This window comes from Comamonas thiooxydans (genome assembly GCF_002157685.2).
In the GTDB taxonomy this organism is placed as follows: domain Bacteria; phylum Pseudomonadota; class Gammaproteobacteria; order Burkholderiales; family Burkholderiaceae_C; genus Comamonas; species Comamonas testosteroni_H.
This window is the reverse complement of the sequence record NZ_AP026738.1, coordinates 2,053,250-2,070,158: the sequence shown is the minus strand read 5'-3', so window position 1 is coordinate 2,070,158 and position 16,909 is coordinate 2,053,250. Positions and strand designations below refer to the sequence as shown.

General features: G+C 64.1%; 15 protein-coding genes. 3 read left to right on the top strand and 12 right to left on the bottom strand.

The window, feature by feature from the left end; translation table 11 throughout:
* Window positions 1–94: 94 nt before the first annotated feature.
* Complete coding sequence (locus CTR2_RS09510; RefSeq protein ID WP_254913401.1) at window positions 95–2,647, bottom strand: penicillin acylase family protein; 2,553 nt, start codon at window positions 2,645–2,647, stop codon at window positions 95–97.
* A gap of 194 nt (window positions 2,648–2,841) precedes the next feature.
* Between CTR2_RS09510 and CTR2_RS09505 the strand changes: the two genes are divergently transcribed.
* Window positions 2,842–3,234 carry a hypothetical protein gene (locus CTR2_RS09505; RefSeq protein ID WP_039048469.1) on the top strand — a complete coding sequence of 131 codons (393 nt, stop codon included), beginning with the start codon at window positions 2,842–2,844 and terminating at the stop codon, window positions 3,232–3,234.
* Window positions 3,235–3,269: 35 nt separating this feature from the next.
* On the opposite strand, the gene CTR2_RS09500 is transcribed toward CTR2_RS09505, so the two are convergent.
* On the bottom strand, window positions 3,270–3,518 hold the full coding sequence (locus CTR2_RS09500) for a hypothetical protein (RefSeq protein ID WP_087084275.1): 249 nt from the start codon (window positions 3,516–3,518) through the stop codon (window positions 3,270–3,272).
* Between the two features lie 249 nt (window positions 3,519–3,767).
* Here CTR2_RS09500 and fusA point away from each other — a divergent pair, with 249 nt between their 5' ends.
* Complete coding sequence (fusA, locus tag CTR2_RS09495; protein WP_087084276.1) at window positions 3,768–5,891, top strand: elongation factor G; 2,124 nt, start codon at window positions 3,768–3,770, stop codon at window positions 5,889–5,891.
* Window positions 5,892–5,955: 64 nt separating this feature from the next.
* Here fusA and CTR2_RS09490 read toward each other — a convergent pair whose 3' ends face one another.
* The 10 genes from CTR2_RS09490 to CTR2_RS09445 form a co-directional block, all read right to left on the bottom strand.
* A complete protein-coding gene (locus tag CTR2_RS09490) occupies window positions 5,956–6,321 on the bottom strand; it encodes a SpoIIAA family protein (protein ID WP_087084277.1) in 366 nt (121 codons plus the stop codon).
* Window positions 6,322–6,443: 122 nt separating this feature from the next.
* A complete protein-coding gene (locus CTR2_RS09485; protein ID WP_087084278.1) occupies window positions 6,444–8,243 on the bottom strand; it encodes a hypothetical protein in 1,800 nt (599 codons plus the stop codon).
* A complete protein-coding gene (locus CTR2_RS09480; RefSeq protein ID WP_087084279.1) occupies window positions 8,240–8,698 on the bottom strand; it encodes a hypothetical protein in 459 nt (152 codons plus the stop codon). The genes CTR2_RS09485 and CTR2_RS09480 overlap by 4 nt, the downstream gene beginning before the upstream one ends.
* Window positions 8,699–8,854: 156 nt before the next feature.
* Window positions 8,855–9,904, bottom strand: a complete 1,050-nt coding sequence (locus CTR2_RS09475; protein WP_176391730.1) for an LD-carboxypeptidase — start codon at window positions 9,902–9,904, stop codon at window positions 8,855–8,857.
* A gap of 293 nt (window positions 9,905–10,197) precedes the next feature.
* On the bottom strand, window positions 10,198–11,589 hold the full coding sequence (gene tadA, locus CTR2_RS09470; protein WP_087084280.1) for a tRNA adenosine(34) deaminase TadA: 1,392 nt from the start codon (window positions 11,587–11,589) through the stop codon (window positions 10,198–10,200).
* A gap of 60 nt (window positions 11,590–11,649) precedes the next feature.
* Window positions 11,650–12,837 carry a branched-chain amino acid ABC transporter substrate-binding protein gene (locus CTR2_RS09465; RefSeq protein ID WP_087084281.1) on the bottom strand — a complete coding sequence of 396 codons (1,188 nt, stop codon included), beginning with the start codon at window positions 12,835–12,837 and terminating at the stop codon, window positions 11,650–11,652.
* 475 nt (window positions 12,838–13,312) lie between these two features.
* A complete protein-coding gene (locus tag CTR2_RS09460; protein WP_087084282.1) occupies window positions 13,313–14,224 on the bottom strand; it encodes an ADP-ribosylglycohydrolase family protein in 912 nt (303 codons plus the stop codon).
* On the bottom strand, window positions 14,221–14,790 hold the full coding sequence (locus CTR2_RS09455) for an NADAR family protein (protein ID WP_087084283.1): 570 nt from the start codon (window positions 14,788–14,790) through the stop codon (window positions 14,221–14,223). The genes CTR2_RS09460 and CTR2_RS09455 overlap by 4 nt, the downstream gene beginning before the upstream one ends.
* Window positions 14,787–15,410 carry a 5' nucleotidase, NT5C type gene (locus CTR2_RS09450; protein ID WP_087084284.1) on the bottom strand — a complete coding sequence of 208 codons (624 nt, stop codon included), beginning with the start codon at window positions 15,408–15,410 and terminating at the stop codon, window positions 14,787–14,789. The genes CTR2_RS09455 and CTR2_RS09450 overlap by 4 nt, the downstream gene beginning before the upstream one ends.
* Complete coding sequence (locus CTR2_RS09445) at window positions 15,407–15,958, bottom strand: RNA 2'-phosphotransferase (RefSeq protein ID WP_087084285.1); 552 nt, start codon at window positions 15,956–15,958, stop codon at window positions 15,407–15,409. The genes CTR2_RS09450 and CTR2_RS09445 overlap by 4 nt, the downstream gene beginning before the upstream one ends.
* Before the next feature lie 168 nt (window positions 15,959–16,126).
* Between CTR2_RS09445 and CTR2_RS09440 the strand changes: the two genes are divergently transcribed.
* Window positions 16,127–16,861: an NUDIX hydrolase gene (locus CTR2_RS09440; RefSeq protein WP_087084286.1), complete on the top strand. Its 735-nt coding sequence runs from the start codon at window positions 16,127–16,129 to the stop codon at window positions 16,859–16,861.
* The last annotated feature ends 48 nt before the right edge of the window (window positions 16,862–16,909 follow it).

The window sequence follows — 16,909 nt, the reverse complement described above, 5'->3', positions numbered from 1 at the left end:
TGGCGCATACCATCAAATGATTTCAGATTGATTTAAATCTTAAATCCATTGAATACATGCGCTACAAGCTCATTTAACAATAGCAAACTCTGGATCACCGGGCCTGCAGCTCCAGCACATGGCGCCAGCGCCCGGGCTGCATCCGCAGCGGGCGATAGCGGCCCTCGGCCCATTCCCGGCTCATGTCGGCATAGCGGCCCGATAGCGCCAGCCCGCTCTGCCCGGTCTGGTAGATGAACTGCGAGGACTCCGGATCGCCGAGGTCGTAGATGGCGCGCAGCGAGGGCGCATGACGGCTGACAAAGCGCCCGCCCAGCGGGCCTTTGGCATCGGCGGGCGGCGGGTTGGCGTTGTACTGCCCGACGTTGACGCTATAGGTATCTCCGCCCGAGGCCACGCTCACATTGAACACACCGGCCAGTGCCGCCACCGCGCCCAGCGGCTTGTGCGCGCTGAGCGCCGGATGCGCAGCGCCCCAGCGCCATCGGCGCGGATCATTGCCGTAGGCCGACTGCAGCTTGCTCAGCGTGCGGGTCAGCGCCTGTCCGGCCTGTTGCTCGCAGCTCATGGGCGCGCACCACCAGGCGTCATTGCGCGCGAGGATTCCCTCCAGCCCGGCGCGGAAGTCCCGTTTGCCGTAGCTCATGGCAAAGCGCTGCTCGCCAATGCGCGCAATCACCAGGGCGCGCGTCAGCTCGTCGACCCAGACCGAGAAGATCAGCGGCTCGGGCCTGTCCCGCTCCATCTGCCCGTCGAAGTCCGCCAGCAGTTGCTGTGCCTGCGCTGCCAGCGCGTGGCTCGATCGGGCCTTGCGCAGCACGGGCAGCAAGGCCCGGGTGGCCAGGGACTGCACATCGTTCTGGATCGCCGCCATGCTGGCCACATCATGCTGGTTGCCGGCCGCCAGCAGTTGCTCTATGCGCTGGTGGCGGTAGGGCAGGCTCCAGTCCTGGGTCAGAAAATGCGCATAGCCAGCTTCCGTCACGCGCTGGTTGGCCGTGGCCACAAAGCCGCGCGTGCCGCCATCGTCCTGCGGCGTCTGCTCGTAGCCCAGCCAGCCCTGCCAGTCATAGCGCGCCTCCCAGCCGGGCGCCGGCGCCACGCCGCGCAAGTCATTGTCGGGCGCACGCACCGGCACCCTGCCGGCGGCCTTGAAGCCTATATGTCCCTGCACATCGGCCGCCACAATGCTCTGCATGGGCGAGTGGTAGATGGAAAATGCCTCGAACAACTCGGACACCGTCTGTGCCCCGTTGGCCCTGAGGCCGGCCTCCACCGTGCGGTTATCCGTATCCAGCGCCGCCCAGCGCAGGGCCAGCGCATAGCGATCGGTGTTGATGACCTTGCCGTATTGCTGCTGCGCGTCGCTGATCACGGGGCCGTGGCGCGTGCTGCGCAGCGTCACCCTGACATCGCTCTGTCCCTTGACCTTGAAGACCTCCTCGCGCACGGCAAATTCTTCCCAGCCCGTGGGCGTGCGGTACTGGCTGGCATCGGCCGGGTTGATCTGCTCCAGATACAGGTCCTGCACATCGGGGTTGGTGTTGGTAAAGCCCCAGGCCACCTGCGCCGTGCGGCCCAGCACCACGAAGGGCATGCCGGGCAAGGTGGCCCCTGTCACATCCAGCGCGCTCAGGGCGCTGCCGTCGCCGGCCCGGCCCTGTGGCGCCTGAAGACGCGCAAAGTACCAGATGGCCGGAGCGCTCAGCCCCAGATGCGGGTCGTTGGCCAGCAAGGGCTTGCCGCTTCGGGTCTTGCTGCCGGCCACCACCCAGTTGTTGCTGCCCAGTCCGTCGTTCGTCCCCATATCCCTCACCATGGAGGCCGCCCATTGCTGCAAGGCTGATTGAATCTGCCCGGCCGACGCGGAGACCTTGGGCTTGGCATCCGCCTCCCGGTAGACACCGAGCTGGCGGTACAGGCCGGCCAGATCCACCGCCGTCGCGGGCGGCTCGCCCGGATAGGCCGGCATCAGCTGCCACAGCTGCTCGGTGCTCAGGACCTGCAGCAGATTCAGCCGCGCGAACTCGTTGCCCCAGTTGCCGCCCAGATCCAGCGCCATCATCAGCGCCCAGCCCACGGTGTCTTCCGGCTCCCATGTCGATGGCCCTCCTGCTCCGGCCCTGGTGCCCAGCAGCAGGAACTCCGGCGCTGCAGCCTGCGAGGACCTGGCGTAAAAGGCGGCTATACCCTGGCTGTAGGCCTGCAAGGCTTCCTGCACGGCAGGCGGCAGCGCCGCATACTGGCGACGCGCCGCGCCATGGATATCGAGAGCACGCATCAGCTTGTCCAGCTCCAGCGTGGCTGGTCCCAGAATCTCCGACAGCCGCCCCTGCATCAGGCGGCGGTTGAACTCCAGCTGCCAGCCGCGCTCCTGCGCATGGACAAAGCCCAGGGCCCGCCAGGCATCCTGCGGCGATTCGGCGCTGATATGCGTGACATCGGACTCGTCGCGCCTGACCCACACGCTGCGCTCAAGCCCGGCGAGGACCAGCTTGCCATCCATGCGCGGCTGGGCCCGCACACCATAGACCGCCAACGCGGCCCCTGCCAACAAAACCAGCCCGGTGGCCGCAGCCGCCAGATGCAGTGTGCGCCTGAGCCAGGGACGGGCAGAGGGCTCTGCCGCCGAAGTGATGTCTCCCATATCGCCTCTTGTCATGCGTCCGGTGCGCAACATCCACATGCTGATCGCGTCCAGCCATGGGCGACAATACCTGTTTGGGCCCCGGCCCGGTGTTAGGAAAACGACTTACGCAAATTCGGATCGGGCATGGTTTTCTGTCGATGGAAATGCCCGTCGAGCCGCCCTGTTTGCGTCAGTCCCAAGGAATTCAACGCATGTGGCCCTTCAGTCTGTTCAAGAAACTCAGCCAGGATCCGGCCGTGGGTCAGCCCCGGGGCGACTATATCGGCTGCTATCTGCTGGGAACGCATACCAGCGGGCGCGACGATGACATCAGCTATATCTCGCTGGCAACCACGCGGGAGCAGCTGGAGCTGGATGCACGCCAGTATCTGCAGGAGTTCCTGGAGCAGCATCCGCAGTTGACCGAAGCAGAGCGCCTTGCCCTGCAGGATCTGCTGGAGCACTGGAATGCGCGCGCCGATGCCCACCTGGCCCAGGACGGCGGCAAGCCCGGCCAGCCCCTGGCCGTGCAAGGCGGCAGCGAACTGTTTCTGCGCACCGGCATGCGGGCTCGCAAAAAGGAAAAAGGCGTGTATCTGGAATAGACGCCGGGGCGGCGGCCGCTGCCCGACGCCTGCCGCTACTGCGTGAAATTCATGTCGAAGCCGGCTTCGGTCAGGCGCACCTCGCCGCCTTCGGCTTTTTCCAGCCAGCCCCTGCCGACGGCCCAGTCCAGCGCGGACTGGCGCTCGCCTTCGCCGATGCCATGCTTTTGCAGGTCGGCGGCAAGCGCCTGCTCGCTCATGCCTTCGCCGGCACGCAAGCTTTGCTCCACCACTAGGATGTAGACCATCTTGTGGGCGGCTGTCTGAATGCTCTGCTCTGTCATGTCCAGGAGTCCTCTGGCCGCAAGGCCTTTGAATGCGAAAGAAAACCAGGCGCCGGCCGGGCCGAAAGCCTTGCGCCTTGCCCAGGGCCCGGTCTTGCCATCGCTGTTTGTATGCCGCCAGTCATACCCACTCTGGCAGTGAGTTTGTAGCCATCTCTCTAGTATTTCCGATGCGTTTCCTCTGCTTGCCGGCTCCGCAACCATGGTGCCGGCGCTTCAGTTTCAGAACTGTGTTTCAGGGAGGTCATCATGGCTCGCCACACGCCCATAGAACGCTATCGCAATATCGGCATCTCCGCGCATATCGATGCCGGCAAGACCACTACCACCGAGCGCATATTGTTCTATACCGGGGTCAACCACAAGCTGGGCGAAGTCCACGACGGCGCCGCGACCATGGACTGGATGGAGCAGGAGCAGGAACGCGGCATCACCATCACCTCGGCAGCCACCACGGCCTTCTGGTCGGGCATGGAGCACAACTTCCCGGCCCACCGCATCAACATCATCGACACCCCCGGACACGTGGACTTCACCATCGAGGTCGAGCGTTCCATGCGCGTGCTCGACGGCGCGGTCATGGTCTACGACTCCGTGGGCGGCGTGCAGCCGCAGTCGGAGACCGTCTGGCGCCAGGCCAACAAGTACAAGGTGCCGCGTCTGGCCTTCGTCAACAAGATGGACCGCGTGGGCGCCGATTTCTTTCGTGTGCGCCAGATGATGGTGGACCGCCTCAAGGCCCACCCGGTTCCCATCGTCATACCCATCGGGGCCGAAGCCGATTTTCATGGTCTGGTCGACCTCATCAAGATGAAAGCCATCTTCTGGGACGACGAGTCGCAAGGGGTGAAATTCGAGTACCAGGAGATCCCCGCAGCGCTTCTGGCCAGCGCACAGGAATGGCGCCAGAAGATGGTTGAGGCCGCTGCCGAGGCCAATGAAGCCCTGACCGAGAAATACCTGGACAGCGGCGACCTCGATGCCGAGGACATCATCACCGGCCTGCGCCTGCGCACCATCGCCACCGAAATTCAGCCCATGCTCTGCGGCTCGGCCTTCAAGAACCGAGGCGTTCAGCGCCTGCTCGACGCGATTGTCGAACTCATGCCTTCGCCGCTCGATGTTCCTGCCGTCGAAGGTCATAGCGAAGATGACAGCGCCAGCACCACGCTGATACGCTATGCCAGCGATGATGAGAGATTCGCCGCCCTGGCCTTCAAGCTCATGACCGACCCCTTCGTGGGCCAGTTGACCTTTGTACGCGTTTACTCAGGCGTGCTGGCCAAGGGCGATCTGGTCTACAACCCGACCCGCGGTAAGAAGGAGCGCATAGGCCGCATCGTGCAGATGCATGCCAACGCACGCCAGGAGATCGACGAAATCCGCGCCGGCGACATCGCAGCCTGCGTGGGTCTCAAGGACGTGAGCACGGGCGAGACGCTGTGTGATCCGCAGGCACCCATCGTGCTGGAAAAAATCTCCTTCCCCGAACCCGTGATCGCCCAGGCCGTGGAACCCAGGAGCAAGGCCGACCAGGAAAAAATGGGCCAGGCACTGGCGCGACTCGCGGCCGAAGACCCGTCCTTCAAAGTCAGCACCGATGAGGAATCGGGCCAGACCATCATTGCCGGCATGGGCGAGTTGCACCTGGAAATCATCGTCGACCGCATGAAACGCGAATTCAATGTGGCCGCCAATGTGGGCAAGCCCCAGGTGGCCTACCGCGAAACCATTCGCAAGACAGTCAGCGATGTGGACGGCAAGTTCGTGCGCCAGTCCGGCGGCAAGGGTCAGTACGGCCATGTGGTGCTGAGCGTGGAGCCGCTGGAATCGGGCAAGGGCTTTGAATTCGTCGATGAAATCAAGGGCGGCGTGATTCCGCGCGAGTTCCTTCCTGCCGTGGAAAAAGGCCTGCGCGAAGCCATGAACTCTGGCGTTCTGGCCGGCTACCCGGTGGTCGATGTGCGGGTGCGGCTGACCTTCGGCTCCTACCACGAAGTGGACTCGTCGGAGCAGGCCTTCCGCATGGCCGCCATCCTGGGTTTCAAGGAAGCCTGCAAGAAAGCCGCCCCGGTGATTCTGGAGCCCATCATGGCCGTCGAGGTGGAAACGCCCGAGGAATATGCAGGCGCCGTGATGGGCAATCTGTCCTCGCGCCGCGGCGCCGTGCAGGGCATGGACGATATCGCAGGCGACGGCAAGACCATCAGGGCCGAGGTGCCGCTATCGGAAATGTTCGGCTATGCCACGCATCTGCGCTCCATGACTCAGGGCCGCGCCACCTACACCATGGAGTTCAAGCGCTACGCACAGGCCCCGCAGCAGGCAGCAGCCGCAGCGACCGCGACGACCGGCCACCGAAAACAGGGCTAGGCAGATCCAGGCAACTGTGCCGCGGCTCGGCGGCACAGTTGCCGGGCTGGCTCAGACAGACGACTCAGGCCGCATGTAGCCACTGCATGGCCATGGCATCTTCGGTAAAGGGGAAATGCCTGACCTCGGCATGCGTGAGATGCCTGCCGACGAACTCGGCCATGCCCGCCAGATGACTGTCGGTCACCAGAGCGATCTGCTCCACCTGATGGCGATGGTCTCGGACAAAGCCCATATGGGCGCTGAAGCCGGCCCAGTTTTGCCAGCCGGGAAAGTCCTTGGACTGGATCATCACCCCATGCAGTTTGGGATGTTCGGCCAGAAAATCGTCCACGTCCTGGCTGACGCCGTCGAAATCCTGCTCGGTCAGGGGCCCATGGGGCTCCAGCAGCAAGATGCCTTCGGGTTTCATGAGGGAGTAATTGAGCATATGCAACTCCTGCAGCGAAACTTCACTGTACGCCTGCGCTCGCTGGAATGCAGCCCTAGACAGCACCCGCAGCACAGGTTTTCGCGGCTCCTGGCGCAGCATCGTGTCGACTGCGAGGTCGACTAGGGACAGCCCATGGCCCGGCTCAGGCTCCGCAGCTGCTCGCCCAGCGCGGCACGCAGATCGGCGCGCATGGCATCGCGTGTCAGCAGCTCTTCGGCATAAAGTGCCGCCCAGTCAATCCCCACGCCCAGCACCACACCGGCAACTGCTCCCGCCACTGCCCCCACGGCCGTGCCGACACCGGGAACGACGGAGCCCACGGCAGCACCCGCTACCGCTGCCCCGGCCTTGCCCAGCCCCTGCTTGGCAGCGGCCTTAGCCAGCACCTTGCTAGCGGCCTTCATCGAAGCCTTGGCCATGGCTTTGCCCGCGACGGCAGCGGCAAAAGCACCGCCCCCCGTGCCCACCAGAGCGCTGGCCGTCAGACGCTGGCGTGCATCACCCAGCAACTCCAGCGCAGGCAGGCTGGCAACCTCGGAACGCACCAGACATTGCTCGGGACTCAAGGCCAGATGATGGCGCGCCAGGGTTTCCTCGATGCGCTGCTGGCCCTCGACCAGAGCAGCGCCGCTGCTCAGCGCCTGCTTTTGCAGAGTCTGCACCCAGCCCTCCAGCCCTGGCGTGGCTCCCAGGGTTTCGCTGAGCTTGTTCTGCAGAAACTGGCTCACATCGCCCGTGAGCAGACTGAGGATACGCCCCCACTCCGCACCCAGGCTGAAATACCAGTCCAGATAGCGCTCGACGGCCGCATCCAGCTGCTGGTTCATCTCCGGGATGCTCTGGCACAGAGCCTGCCCGGCCTGGGCCCGGCCCAGCAGTTGCAGGACCTGCTGATGTGTAGCCTCCAGCGTGCCGAGGCGGTAGAGCTGCTGCCCGATGCGCTCGCACTCGGGCATACGCCTGAGCGCCAGCGGGCTCTCCTGCGCACGGGCCAGACCGTCAAGGACGGCCGTGGTCTGCACCAGAATGCCCAGCACCAGCACGGCAACCAGGGCCAGCAAAGGCGCGGCCGGCGAAGGCGCGGCATTGCGCACAGTCCCCGAAGGCCTGGCCTGCAGCAGCAGGGCCGAGGAAGTCGATGCCCCCTGCATGGCTCGCCCCAGGCATAGCAGCACGCCTACCGGACCAAACAGCGCTAACAGTAATAGGCGCAGCACGGGCAACTGGGGCAAATCGGCCATGGCGCCACTGGCCAGCTGCACGGCCATCAGGGCATCCAGCCCCCAGCGCACCAGCCCAGAGGGCGCTGCGTGAATCTGGGCCAACGCATGATTCAATGCCTCGGGCTCCATGCCAGAGGCCAGCGCCCGCCCCAGATCCTGCTGGCTGACCATGGCACAGAGCCAGCCGCTACCCACAAGCACCAGCAGCAGCCAGGTGGCAGCGCGCTGGGTCCAGGCCCAGGCAAAGGCCGGCGATGAAAACTCTCGCTTCAGTCCGGCCTGCATGCCACAGGCCAGCAAGACATGGAGCAAGGGTGCCAGCGCCAGCAGCGCCCATTCCCAGGGCGCCAGAAACCAGGCCTGCCAGAGTGAGCTGGTGCACAGCAGCAAGGCCAGTGCCAATGCCTTGCAGGCCGGCCACCAGCCGCCGCCAAGCCAGCGGCCGATATGCCCCTGCGGCGCGAACTGCAAGCGCAGCAGCTTTTTGCGCAGCATCAAGAGCAGCCAATGTCCCCAGGCCGGCAGCAACACCAGCAGCAGGACCGCGAGCAGCCAGCCCCAGGGCGGCAGGCGCGTCAGCAGATGGGAAAAGCCGGCCAGTGCCGCCAGCCACAGCCAGCCCAGCAGTACCGCGCGCAGCAGAGTTCGCGGCCGGGTCGACCCAAGCTCGGTCACTGGCGCGCCAGCACGGTTCATGATTCGCGGCTCTTGCCCGCTGCCCCCCGGCCTGCAGCAGCAATCCCCCTGGCGACGCGCGCGTTGTAAACCGTCAGACGGCTCAGACCTAGTTGCTCTGCGATCCGCGCATCGGAGGCCGTCCCCAGCAGGGCCACAGCCTCGTCGCACCAGTCAAAAGCGCTGCTGGAAGCCGCTCCTGTCACCGAGGCAATACCGAGCTCGGTGCGCTTGGCCACCACGCTGGCCTTGCTGATGCCCAGCTGCCTTGCCACCTCGGCGTCCGCTTCCCGGCCCAGCAGAGCCAGCGCTGGCTGCGTCCACTGGAAATGCCCGTAGGCCGGAATGCCCAGCGCATTGCGCTTGAGGTTGACCGTCTTGGCCGATGTGCCCCAGCGCTCGGCCAGCACCGAGTCCTTTTCCTGGCCCAGGCAGGCCAGCATTTCCTCGGTCCACTGCAGTGCAGCCTTGCCCATGCGTGCGTCCTTCCAGATTTTCAGAATACAAGCCAAATCGACATTCAGCCTATATATAGCCTGCGTTGGCAGCTATCAAAACAGATATAACTAAGGCGCTACACAAGGCGCAGGCCGTGCTGGCCACGCCCCAGCAGCCTCAGCGGCAGTCTGGCATCAGACATGTCCCCAATAGATCAGCGCATCCCGCCCTTCCACGGACAGCGACACCTGCGCCCCCACGGGCAGCAGCACCTTGGTGGGCACATGGCCGAAGGGCAGGCCTTGGAGCACGGGGCGCTTGAGCTGCATGCGCAGCCAGTCGACAACGGTCTGCAGCTTGAAGCCCTTGTCATGCGTGGTGAGCTTGAATTCGGTGAACTGGCCGAAGACGATGGCTTTTTGGTTTTGCAGCACGCCCGCCAGCAGCAGCTGCGTCAGCATGCGCTCGATCTTGTACGGGTGCTCGCCCACGTCTTCGAGGAACAGAATGCCGCCATCGACTTGCGGAAAGTAAGGCGTGCCCAGCAGGGACACCAGCACCGCCAGATTGCCGCCCCACAAGGTGGCTCCGCCGGGAACATAGAAGTCCTTGAGCTGCGGCTTGCCATTGGGCAGCTCGCCAATCCTGGGCATCTGCCAGCCCGCGCCCTCACCCTGGCCGCTGAGCAGGTCCTCGAAGCAGTCCAGCATGATGTCGTCCACGGGCTCGCCAGTCTTTTTGCTGTCCACACCGAAGTCGGCGTTGAGCGCGGGGCCGGCCCAGGTGACCGAACCGGTCTGTGCCAGCATGGCCAGCTGAAAGGCCGTGAAGTCGCTGAGGCCGACAAACTTGGTGCCGCCCGCAATCGCCTTGGCCACGGTCTTGTACTTGATGCCCGGCAGGATGCGCGTGAGACCGTAGCCGCCGCGAGAAATCAGCGCCACATCGGCTCCGCTGGCGGCGGCGCGATGGATGGCCGCCAGACGGGTGGCGTCGTCACCCGCAAAGCGCTGGCTGCTGGCCAGCGCATCGGTGTCGACCTCCACCTCGTGACCCAGGGCCTCCAGCTGCTTGATGCCGCGCTTGAAAGCCGCCTTGTCGCGCACCGCCCCCGAGGGAGAATAGATATAGACATGCTTGCCGCCATGGCTGTGATCATGGCCGCAGCAGCTGCCATCGGCGCTGTGCACATGGTCGTGATGATCGTGGTGGCCGTGCTCGTGGCTGCAGTGCTCGTCATGCACATGTGCCTGCTGGGCTGGCTCCTGCCCGTGCGAGTGGGCATGGTGCAGCGGATCTTGGTGCTGGGGCGTTGTAGTGGATGCCGGGGATTTGCGCGAGGTTGCCAAAGCCTTTTCATGCGGCCATCGGCCGCATGCTCCGTGAAAAGTGGGTGAATCCGCAGATTCAGAAGTTCATACGACTTACGCAAAACAGGTTCAGACAGGACGACTGCCTCAGAAAGCGAGCCCTTGTTGCATTCTTGTTTGCGTAAGTCCTAGTTCAGATTCTTGCTCCGCCGGTCTGGCCGATCGGGCTACGGCGCAAAGTATTCCACAGCCGCCGCACCGCCGCCCTGCACTGCTGCAGGAACCGGAGCGCCAGGCCGGGTTTGCCGCCAGACCCCGGCTTGTGCCGCCAGCTGAGGCACGGCCTGCAGCCAGGCTGCCTGCCATTGCGCGGCAGACACGGGTTGCTGCGTGGCTGCAGGCTGCAGCCACAGACTGCCGGCCTGCGCCCATTGCTGCAGCAGATCGGCGGGCGGCGCAGCCAGCTCGGTCTGCAGGCGCGGCCAGGCCTTGAGTGCGGCCCGGTGGCCGGGTTGCGCAAACGGGGCATTCCAGGCGCGCGCCTCTTCAGGCCCTTGGGCATCCACGGCCTTGTGCAGCCCTTCCAGCTCTGTCATGGCCTTGGCCACATCCCAGCCCGGCTTGCGTGCAACCTGTTCAAACCATTGCTGACGCTGCTGTGGCTGCGTGTTCAGCGGCCAGGTATCGATCAGCCACGCGCCGACAAAGCGCTCTGGCAGGGCTTGCGCTGCGGCCAGACCCAGGCGGCCGCCATCACCCTGCCCGACCAGTATCAGGCGCCTCAGGTTGAGCGCTTCGATCAGCTCGGCGATGACTTGCAAATGCCATTGCGCGCTGTGCTGCTTGTCTTTCTTGGGCTGGTCGCTGCGGCCGAAACCCGGCAAATCGGGCACCACCACACGATGACCGGCGGCCAGCAAATCGGGCAGCAGATGCCGGAAGCCATAGCCCCAGCCCGGGCTGCCATGCAGACACAGCCAGGTCAGCGCAGCATCCTCCGGCCCTTCATCGACCACCGCCAGACGCAGGCCCTGCAGCGCCGGCAGATCGCTGCGCCACTGCGGCTGCCAGGGCCAGGCGGGCAGGCCGGCAAACGCCTCATCGGCATTGCGCAGCGCCCAGTCCCTGAGCGGATGCGGCTGCTGTGCCTTTTTTTCCTGGCGTCGCAGCTGGAAGAAGTCCGCCATCAGTGCCGAGCATTGCGCAGCCAGCACGCCGCGCACCACCCGCGTCTGGTGATTGATCGCGGAGTAGCCGAAGACATCGAGCACCGATCCCGCCGCACCGGTCCTGGGTTCGGCCGCACCATAGACCACGGCGTCCACGCGCGCATGCAGCATGGCGCCGCTGCACATGGTGCAGGGCTCCAGCGTCACATACAGCGTGCAGCCCTCGAGCCGGTAATTGCCGAGAGTCCGTGCCGCCTCGCGCAGGGCCAGCACCTCGGCATGAGCCGTGGGGTCCTGGGCCGAGAGCGGGCTGTTATGGCCGCGGCCTATGACCTTCCCGTCCTTGACGACCACGGACCCCACCGGCACCTCGCCGCAGGCGGCGGCGCAGCGCGCCTGCTCCAGCGCCTGGCGCATGAAGTGCTCGTGCACGGAAACATCAAGATTCATAGCTCTATGCGCCTGACAGACAAGGGCCGGATGACAATTGCTTGAAAAGACCAGCGCCGCTCAATGGCCGCTGATCACCAGCTCCTTGCGCTCGCCGGAGTCATAGCCGTAGAGCGTGACGCGAGGATTCTGCAACTCACCCTGCGAATCAAAGGCAATCGTGCCCGTCACCCCCTCGTAGCGAATCTGGCGCAAGCGGGGCAGATAGGCCTCGGCCTGGGCTGAATCGGCGCTCAGCATGGCCTTGGCCAGCACCATGGTCGCGTCATAAGCGTAAGGGCTGTAGACCTGATACTGGCCGGGAAAATGCTGGTCGTATTTCTGCTTCCAGAGCAGGCCGCCGGGCATATTGCCCAGGGAGCTGCCGCTCATCACGCAAACCACGTTCTTGAGCGCCGGCACCTTGTCGGCCATGGCGGGCAGGCGCTCCGAACATTGCGCATCGCCGCCCAGAAACTTCACCTGATTCATGGCCAGCTGCGACATCTGGCGCAGCATCAGTCCGGCCTGTGCATCGAGCCCGCCAAAGAAGATCGCATCGGGTTTGCGGCCTTTGATGGCGGTGAGGATGGACGAGAACTGCGTGGCCTTGTCGCTGGTGTACTGCTTGTCGACGATCTGCACATCGCGCTCGGCCGCTGCGGCTTCAAACAGCTTGACGATGCCCTGTCCATAGGCCGTGCGATCGTCCACGATCGCGATGCGTTTGACGCCCTGGTGCTTGACGGCATAGTCCAGCAAGGCATTGACCATGGCCCGGTCATTGGCGATGACGCGGAAGGTGTCGTCATAGCCAGCCTCGGTAATCGCGGGATTGGTGGCAGCAGGGGTGATATTGGGAATGCCGCAGTCGTTGTAGATCTTGGCCGCCGGCAAGGTCGTGCCCGACTGAAGATGCCCCACCACGGCCGCCACCTTCTTGTCGCAGAAGCGGCGTGCCAGCGCCGTGGCCTGACCGGGGTCGCCCACATCGTCGCCGGCCTCCAGCTTCCAGTGCACGGGACGGCCGCCCAACTGCAGCTTGCGGGCGTTGAGCTCGTCAATCGCCATGCGCACGCCATTTTCCTCATCCTTGCCCAGGGCTGCGATGGGACCCGAGACCGGGCCGCCATGGGCAATGCGCACCACCAGAGGCTTTTCCGCATCCGCCGCGTAAGCGGACGACAGGGTCAAGGCGACCAGCGCCAGGCTCAGGGCAGACGAGGTGCGAACACGGCGGCTCTGGGCCGAGCGATCAGTCATGGACATGCTTTCTCCTTGATGAAGCGGAAGGCTGTGGCATGCAAGCCTACGCCAGACCGGAGCCTGCTGCGTGTCGGCAAACCTTGCATACCACGTCAATGTGCAACCGAGAGGCAGTCCCTGGAGTGGATCTCCATGGCGGGAAGGCTGCAGAGCTGTATCTGGCTCGGGTCTGCTGGCACTGAGCACAGACTCCGGTTGCTGACGATAGGGCTGCTGAACCTGGCGACTTCGCTTGCGCGCCGCCGCTCCGTCAGCGCTTTGATTGTGCCCCGTTGACGGCGACGGCGTCTGCCGCAGCGGATTTTCCTGGCTGCAGGACAAGCTTTTTCACCCTCCTGCACGAGACAGGCAGCAGCCCCAGAGCGCGCAGACCCCGAGCCGCTTTCGCGATCTCCGCCGAGGCGGCATGGGCCTGTTCGCGGAATCTCGCGATCCAGATGCATCAACAAGGCGCCGCAGCATTTGCCGCCAGGAGCCTTTAGCCAGCCAGCACCTGACTCAGCGCATGAACGGACTGCGCCAGCGCGCGAATCTCGGCCTGCTGATGCAGTCTTTCCAGCCAGTGCGCAGGGATGCCGCTGCGGCCCCAGAAGGCACCCGCAATCTGGCCGGCAATGGCCGCCGTGGTGTCGGCATCGTCGCCCAGATTGGCCGCCTCCAGCACGGCGGCTTCAAGGCTCTCGTGTCGGTCGAAACACCACAAAGCAGCTTCCAGACTGTGCACCACATAGCCCGAGCTCTGGATCTGCTCACGGCTTTTGCTGCGCCAGCCGCCTCGCGCAATCTCGGCGATGCGCGGGCTGCCAAACGGCAGACCGGCCAGATCCAGCACCTGCGCCTTGTTGGCACCCAGCAGGGCGCGGCTCAATGCCACGGCAAACAGACGGCAGGCATCCAGACACTCCGCAGCCGCATGGGTGGTGCGAGAGCTCAGCGCCGCCATCTCCTGCACTCTCTGTTCATCATGGGCATACGCCATGGCCACCGGCGCCAGCCGCATCAGCGACCCATTGCCGGCGCTGCGCGCAGCTTCACTTCCCGCCAGCGCATTGCCGGTACGCAGGTATTGCTGTATCGCCTCGCGTGTTGCCATGCCGATATCAAAGCATTGTCCGGTGGAGCTCCAGTAACCCCACTGATACCAGTTGGCGTAGCGCGTCATCTGGTCCCCGGGGTCGCAACCTTCCTTGACGACCAGGCTCTCGGCCAGGCACAAAGCCATGGACGTGTCATCCGTCCATTGTCCGGCCCTCAGTGAAAACGGCCCGTCCCCCACCATGTCGGTCAGCGGCGCAAAGCTGCCGCGCGTCCGAAACTCCAGCGTCGTGCCCACGGCATCGCCGCAGGCCAGGCCCAGCAGAGCGCCTTCAAAATGGTCCAGCGTGTTCATTGTCCGCCCCTCAGCTGCGCACGCGCGGCCATCAGCGCGAAACCCAGCAGGTTCTGTCCGCGCCATTTGCGCGGCTGCTCGGCGTCGGGATTGGCCGCGCCCATGCCGATGCCCCAGATGCGGTCGCGCGGACTGGCCTCGACCAGTACACGCTCGCCGGTTCTCAGCAGAAACTCTCCCATGGCCGGGTTCTGGGAAAATTTGGCGACATTGGCGCTCACCACGATGTCGAAGCACTCCGCCTTCCAGCGTGCCTCGTCAAAATTGCGCACGCTGCGCCCTATCTGCTTGGCACTGGCCGGAGACGGCGCAGCCAGCACCTGAGCGCGCGCCTCTTCATCCCCGAACAGCCGCGCCTTGGCTGCCATCATGAAATGCTCTGCCGTGGCAAAGCGATCCCCCTCGACGGTGAATGGAGCAGAAAACCACTGGCTCAGGCAGCCTTTGCCCACCGAGCCATTCCTTTCGGCCTGATGGCCCCAGAAACAAAGGTATTTGGGACGGTAGCCCTGGTCAAGCTGAGCCACCAGATCGGCAACGGATCGAATTTCGTAATCTCGGTTCATGTCTGTTCTTCTTGATATTGGTTCAGCCACCAGCGGGAAAAGTCCGCCAAAGTGGCGTGAGTGGAGTCAATAGCCTGCAGACCCGGCCCCGTATTGGGTGACCCGCCTTGCTCGCGCAGCACCAGCGCCTTATGAATCCGGGCATCCACGCCGTCGAAATACGGCAGAAAGTCATCGACAAATGCCAGAGGTCTCAACTGCGCCAGGGCTTGCGCCTTGGGGCTGGGACCCGGATCGGCACGGCCGCTGGTGGCGATCACACGCGAGATCGGAAAACCCAGCCGCCGCAGATTGGTCTGCCGGGCCTCGGCGAACTGCGGCTGGATCGCCGACACACAGACCAGTTCATACCCCGCAGCGCACAATTGCTCGCAAGCCTGGAGCGCACCTGCAATCGCCGGTATACCGGACCAGAACTGCGCATCAAAACTGGCGCGAAAACGGTTCAGAGCCTCGCCCTGCAAGTTGGCGACACCCCATCGCTCCATGGCCCAGTAGGCGTCAGGTTGCCTCAATACAGGCCGCTCGCCAAATACCCGCTCCCAGGCTGAGGCATAGGCGAGGTTGTAGTCCAGCAGCACGCCATCTGCATCGAGGGCTATGATTTTTGAAACTTTCATGACGGCAGCTTCAGCAGATACCGGGCCGGGACGACATCGGTCAGCCACACACCGTTGTCGGAGCGATAGAACACATGGCCCTCGCCCTGCATACGCGCGGCGTCCACCTGCAGCAAGGCCAGCTTGCCGTGACGACTACCGACCTGAGCAGCCACTGCCTGGCTTTCGGACAAGTGGACATGGTGGCGTGACTGCCGGTTCAGGCCCTCATGAAAAATCGCGTCCAGAAAACGCGTGGCTGTGCCGTGGTAGAGCACTGCCGGAGGACTGCTGGCTTCAAGGCCCAGTTCGACCTTGATGGAGTGGCCCTGATTGGCGCGTATGCGCTTGCCATCCGCACTGAAGGAATAGCGTTGCTTGTTGTTGTCAGCCACCATGGTCTGCAAATCCATCAGACTGGTGGGTCGACCGGAACGTGCCAGGCAAGCCAGCAGCTCATCGGTCCAGGCCCAGCCCGCCTCGTCGAGCTTGAGGCCTATGGTCCCGGGACTGTGTCTCAGCACCAGGCTGAGGAATTTGCTGCGTGCGGTGGTGTTTGGATTTTTCATTTTCTTGTTTTCTTTTTCTCTTTGTTCCAGACGGCCTGTCTGGCTATCGGCAGGTGCTTGCACTGCAGGGCAGCCAGAGCCTGCCTGGGCTTCACTGCATAAGTTGCATTGAACAACTTATGTGAGTTGTACAATACAACCCAATATTCATCCCGTCAAGCCTGATTCATGAGCGTTACACAGCGTCACTCCAAGCCAGCGCCGGACTTTCCCCGTCCCTACACCACGGTGGATGTGGTGATCTTCACGATTGCGCAAGGTCGCTTGAATGTATTGCTGGTGCAACGCCCAGGCCATGAAGACGATCCATTTCCCGGCCTCTGGGCCTTGCCCGGAGGGTTTGTGAATGTGGATCTGGATGCCGATCTGCAAGCCTGCGCCGCGCGCAAGCTCAAGGAGAAGACGGGGGTGGACAGCCCTTATCTGGAACAGCTTGGCAGCTGGGGCGGCGCGGCACGTGACCCGCGTGGCTGGTCGGCCACCCATGTGTACTTTGCGCTGATTCCCGCCCATGAGCTGCAACTGACCAAAGGTGCCAATGCGGCCGATGTGGCCTGGTTCGAAGTGGATGAATTGCTGCACCGGCCCGCACTGGCGTTCGACCATGGCAGCATCCTGCAGGCGGCGGTGGAGCGACTGCGCAGCAAGGTCGAATACACCTCGCTGCCCGCTTTTTTGCTGAGAGAGCCCTTCACCCTACCCCAGTTGCAGCAAGTCTATGAAACCGTGCTGGGGCGCAGCGTGGACAAAAGCGGCTTTCGCACCCGCATGCTGGCAGCGAACTTTTTGGTCGAAGCCGGCCATGTGGAAGGCGTGTCGAACCGCCCCGCCATGGGCTACCGGCTGGCGGACCGCAGCGGGCCCGTGGTATTTCCGCGCACATTCAGCCCACGCGGTCATTGAACCAGGCGATTACCCGCCGCTGTGCCGAAACCGGGGCTTGCTGAGATA